General features: G+C 60.5%; 6 protein-coding genes. 3 read left to right on the top strand and 3 right to left on the bottom strand.

All coding sequences use genetic code 11. From position 1 onward, the window contains the following. Nucleotides 1-899, bottom strand: an 899-nt coding sequence (locus VJ604_RS16565; protein WP_324084461.1) for a response regulator, incomplete at its 3' end; no start/stop codon positions are given. 316 nt (nt 900-1,215) lie between these two features. On the opposite strand from VJ604_RS16565, the gene VJ604_RS16560 reads away from it, so the two are divergent. Continuing rightward, complete coding sequence (locus VJ604_RS16560; protein WP_324084460.1) at nt 1,216-1,770, top strand: hypothetical protein; 555 nt, start codon at nt 1,216-1,218, stop codon at nt 1,768-1,770. Nucleotides 1,771-1,873: 103 nt separating this feature from the next. Here VJ604_RS16560 and purN read toward each other — a convergent pair whose 3' ends face one another. Both purN and purM read right to left on the bottom strand, forming a co-directional pair. Next, nucleotides 1,874-2,485: a phosphoribosylglycinamide formyltransferase gene (gene purN, locus VJ604_RS16555; protein WP_324084458.1), complete on the bottom strand. Its 612-nt coding sequence runs from the start codon at nt 2,483-2,485 to the stop codon at nt 1,874-1,876. Nucleotides 2,486-2,503: 18 nt separating this feature from the next. After that, the gene (gene purM, locus VJ604_RS16550; protein WP_324084457.1) at nt 2,504-3,550 is read right to left on the bottom strand and encodes a phosphoribosylformylglycinamidine cyclo-ligase; all 1,047 of its coding nucleotides are present in this window, start codon (nt 3,548-3,550) and stop codon (nt 2,504-2,506) included. A 143-nt stretch (nt 3,551-3,693) separates the two neighbouring features. On the opposite strand from purM, the gene rimI reads away from it, so the two are divergent. Next, entirely contained in the window at nt 3,694-4,131 is a 438-nt protein-coding gene (gene rimI, locus VJ604_RS16545) for a ribosomal protein S18-alanine N-acetyltransferase (RefSeq protein WP_324084455.1), read from the top strand. 1 nt (nt 4,132) lies between these two features. After that, nucleotides 4,133-4,844, top strand: a 712-nt coding sequence (locus VJ604_RS16540) for a dihydroorotate dehydrogenase electron transfer subunit (protein ID WP_324084453.1), incomplete at its 3' end; no start/stop codon positions are given.

Genomic DNA, 4,844 nt, shown 5'->3' with positions numbered 1-4,844 from the left:
CGGTCGGATGTCATGGCGTCGAGGGTATCTACCAGGGCGAAGATCCGGGCGCTGATGGGGATCTCTTCGCCTCGCAGTCCATGGGGGTAACCGCTGCCGTCGTAACATTCATGGTGGGAAAGCACCAGTTGAGCGGCTTCTTCGAAGTAACGGATCCCCGACAGGATGTCGTAACCCACCGCGGGGTGTTGTCTCATGATCTCCCACTCGCCGACGTTCAGCTTGGCGGGTTTGAGAAGTATGTTGTCCGAAACGCCAATTTTGCCGATGTCGTGCAGCAGCGCACCCTTTGCCAGGGTGTTGAGCCCTTCGGCATTGATGCCGGCTGTTTGCGCGAGCAGGAGGGCATAGTTCATTACGCGCTCGGAGTGGCATCCGGTTTCCTTCTCCCGGGCGTCCAGCGCACGGATCAGGGCGGCCAGCGTGTGCTCGTAGGCCTGGTTTATCTCTCCCATCACCGTCCGGATCACCTCGGTCTGCTCGCGGACCTTCTGCTCCAGGTTGGCCTGGTATTCCCGGTTCTCCTTGATCAGCCGGCGCTTCTCCATGGTGTTCTTGACGGTGAGGAGCACGCGCTCGAGGTTGAAGGGCTTGGTTATGTAATCGTCAGCTCCGGAGTGGATGCAGGAGAGGGCGGTGTCCATGTCGTTCATGGCGGTGATCATGAGGACGGGGGTATCGGGGGTGAGCTGCTTGATGTCCTTGAGGAGGTCGATGCCGGAGCGGCCAGGCATCATGATATCGAGCAAAGCCATATCCACCGGTTGCCGGTGGAGGATCTCCAGCCCTTCGTCGGCGCTGGCGGCTTGATAGCAGGTGAAGCCTTCCTTACTGAGGGTGATGTTGATCAGATCGCGGATCATCTCCTCGTCATCTGCAATAAGGATGTTCCCTTTCAAGTGCTACCTCCTGGGTTACTGCTTCCCACGTACCGGCCCTTGGGGTTGACCGGTTGCAGCTCCTCCATCGCTGGCGCCCCCCGTGCTTGCCTACTCTGCGGGTGGACGGCGGGCCAGTTCCATTGATGTCTTATCGGCGCGCAGGATGATATGTTTAGCCCAAATCCGGCCAAATGGGAAGAAAATATCACGGCGAATTTACAAAAGTGATCAGGGGAAATTGCCGATAACTGTAACAATTGAGGGCATCTACGGCGCCCGGGGTTTGGGGTGCTGTTTTCTTGAATGATGATGGTGGGTACTTACAGGAATTGTCATGTTCATCAATGACGAAAGTCAAAAGCAGGTCCTGCCGATCATAGCGAGGACGACGACAACGCCGCTGTCGCCGGATGCTCAGCAGCGGGCGAGCGCACTGCTGCAACCTAATCCGGGCCAGCAGGTTAAGGCTGAGATCATCGCCAATCTCCCCAATAACCTGTACCTCGCCAGGGTGGCCGGTGAAATGTACAAGCTCGAGATACCGCTCAACGTCCAGCCTGGCAAGACCATGGTTATGACCTTTGTTGCCGCCGAGCCGAGAATAACCTTCCAGTATCTGCCACCGCAGCAGGAGGGGACCTCGGTGCAACTGAGCAGTTTCGGCAAATGGCTCTCCACCGTGGCAAGTGACGCTACCTCACCGGCCGCGGTACTGGAGCCCCTTTTGGCAAGTCCTCTTCTGGACACGCCGCTTTTGGCGAGCAGGCTCAGGGAGGCGCTGACCCAGGGAGGGCTTTTGTGCAGTAGCGGAGGTGTTGGCTTGGTTGTACGTCTTGGATCAGAAGATTGCCCTGGAACCCCCTCGCCCTCCGGGAGAGGAGAGGGGTGAGGGAAGCCTGCATCGGCTGAAAAGTTATGCAAGAAGGAAAAGCGTGAAAGAAAGCAGCGGTAGGAAAGGAAGGAAAATGCCGGTCCAGGACCGGCCCGTTTGACTAGCTGACGACGACCTTTCTGCCTTCCACCTTCAGCCGTCCTTCGGCGAACAGCTTAACGGCTTCTGGGTAGACGCGGTGCTCTTCCTTCTGGATGCGAGCGGATAGGGTTTCTTCGGTGTCGCCTTCCAGCACGGGGACCGCGGCCTGGATGATGATCGGGCCGGTGTCGGTGCCGCAGTCGACGAAGTGGACCGTGCATCCCGCCACCTTGGTCCCGTATTCGAGCGCCTGGCGTGCGGCGTGGAGGCCGGGGAAGGCGGGGAGCAGGGCGGGGTGGATGTTCATCACGGCCATGGGGAAGGCGTCCAGAAGGACGCAGGTGATGATCCTCATGAAGCCGGCCAGCACCACCAGCTCGACCCCGAACTCGCGCAGTGTCGCCACCAGGGCCTCATCATAGGCTTCCCTGCCCGAATAGGCGCGGTGGTCCAGGTGCAGCGCGGGGATGTCAGCCTTCCTCGCGCGCTCAAGGCCGTAGGCGTCCGCCACGTTGCTGATCACGCAGACTACGCGGGCGTTGATCTCCTGGCGCGCGCAGGCGTCGATGATCGCCTGCAGGTTGGTACCGCTTCCGGAAACCAGGACCCCTATGTTGAGGACTTTTCCCATGTTGGCAGCAGTGGAGCCCTAGACGAGCTCCACGCACTCCTTACCAGTTTCGCACTTGGCGACTTCGCCGATGTGGTAGGCAGTCTCGTTGAGACCGGAAAGCCGGATCATCACGTCATCGACCTCGCGCTCCGGCACGATGATGACCATGCCGATGCCGCAGTTGAAGGTCCTGAACATCTCGGTCTCGTCGATGTTGCCGCCCTTCTGGATCAGGCGGAAGATCTCCGGCATCTGCCAGCTGTCCTTCTTGATCACCGCCTTGCAGCCGTGCGGGAGCACGCGGGGGACGTTTTCCAGCAGACCGCCGCCGGTGATATGGGCGAGGCCGCTGATGTTGAAGTCCCGAAGCAGGTTCAATACGGACCGGACGTAGATCCTGGTGGGGGTGAGCAGCTCGTCGGCCACTGTCTTGCCGAGGCCGGGGATCTCGTCGTTGATGCCGAGCCCCATGTGCTCGAGGATCACCTTGCGGGCCAGCGAGTAGCCGTTGCTGTGCAGGCCGCTGGAGCTCAGACCGATCAGGTGGTTGCCGACCGTGATGGAGGATCCGTCGATGATCTTCTCGCGGTCGACCACGCCGACCGCGAAGCCGGCCATATCGTATTCCTCACCGGTGTAGAACCCGGGCATCTCGGCAGTCTCGCCGCCGATCAGCGCGCAGCCTGCCTGGACGCACCCTTCGGACACGCCTTTGATGATGCTGGCGCCCTTGGCGGGGTCGAGCTTGGCGGTGGCCAGGTAGTCCAGGAAGAACAGCGGTTCCGCACCCTGCACGATGATGTCGTTCACGCACATCGCCACCAGGTCGATGCCGATGGTGTCGTGACGGTCGGCAAGGAAGGCAACCTTCAGCTTGGTCCCCACGCCGTCGGTGCCGGAGACCAGCACGGGGTGCTTGTACTTGCCGGTGTTCAACGAGAAAAGGCCGCCGAAACCACCGAGATCGGCCAGCACCTCCGGACGATTTGTCGCCTTGACCAGCGGCTTGATCATCTGCACAAAGGTGTTACCGGCATCGATGTCGACACCTGCGTCTTTATAAGTAATCTTAGTCTTTCCCACAGGGTGACCTCCGTCGAAGTAAATGGGAAATCTAGCGCATCTCCCCCCAAATGTCAAAGCGAAAAAAATGTTTACTTCCCCTGTGGGTTTGCTTATCATGCCCGCTTGTGCTCGGCTTTCATGAGAAAATAACGCTTCGTCCGATGGCTGAAGAAGACCTCGATAAGGTGCTGGAAATCGAGTCTCTTTCCTTCTCACGGCCCTGGACGCGGCGGCATTTTCTGGACGAGATGAAATCGGCCTGCGGGTACCCCACGGTAGCCATCCTGCCGGACGGTGCGTTAGCCGGTTACCTTTGCCTTAAGCAGGTGCTGGACGAAGCCGAGATACTTGATGTTGCCGTTGACCCATCCCTGAGGGGCCGCCGCATCGGGCGCCTCCTGGTGGAGGGGGCGCTCGCCTCAAGCAGGAAGAGGGGAGCCGAGGTCGTCTCGCTGGAAGTACGCGTTGGAAACAACGAGGCCATCGCCCTTTACCAGCGGCTCGGTTTTCGCGAGATCGGCCGGCGCAAGAGATACTATGACAATGGCGAGGACGCCATCCTGATGGAATACACCTTCAACTTAAGTCCAGAGGAGTAAGATGCAGTTCAAATCGATGGTACTATCCAACGTGGAGGTCTCTCCTGGCTATTTCAGGATGAGGATGACGGCGCCCCAGGAGCTGCAGAACTCTTCACCGGGGCAGTTTCTGATGCTCAGGGTGGTCGACGCCATCGATCCTCTGCTGCGCCGTCCCTTCGGGCTGTTCGACGTCGGGCAATTCACCCCCGAATACGCCGGCTGCGGCGCCCAGTGCTACGCAGAAATCCTCTACAAGGTGGTCGGCAAGGGGACCAAGCTCCTTTCCTCGCTGCACCACGGCGACCTGGTCGATCTGCTCACCCCGCTGGGGAGGGGCTTCGAGGCCGGCCCCAGCGGCGAAGAGAAGATCCTGGTGGGGGGCGGCATCGGCCTCGCTCCTCTGTACTACCTGGCCAAGGAACTGGTCAAGAAGGGGGAGAAGGTCCGGCTGTTCGCCGGGGGGCGCAATCGCGACGACATCCTCTGCATCACCGAGTTCGAGCGGCTGGGCGTCGAGACCTACGTCTCCACCGATGACGGCACCTTGGGCGACCGCGGCCTGGTCACCGAAGTGCTGGAGCGGCATCTCTCCTCCGGCATGCGCATCTTCTCCTGCGGACCCACCCCGATGCTGAAGGCGGTGGCCCTTTTGGCCCAGAAGCATGCCGTACCCTGCCAGGTCTCCATGGAGGCCTACATGGCGTGCGGCGTGGGGGCCTGCCTGGGCTGCG

The sequence above is a fragment of the Geomonas sp. genome (assembly GCF_035254065.1).
Classification (GTDB): Bacteria; Desulfobacterota; Desulfuromonadia; order Geobacterales; family Geobacteraceae; genus Geomonas.
The sequence above is the reverse complement of the archived record's forward strand: the minus strand, read 5'-3'. Positions and strand labels throughout refer to the sequence as shown.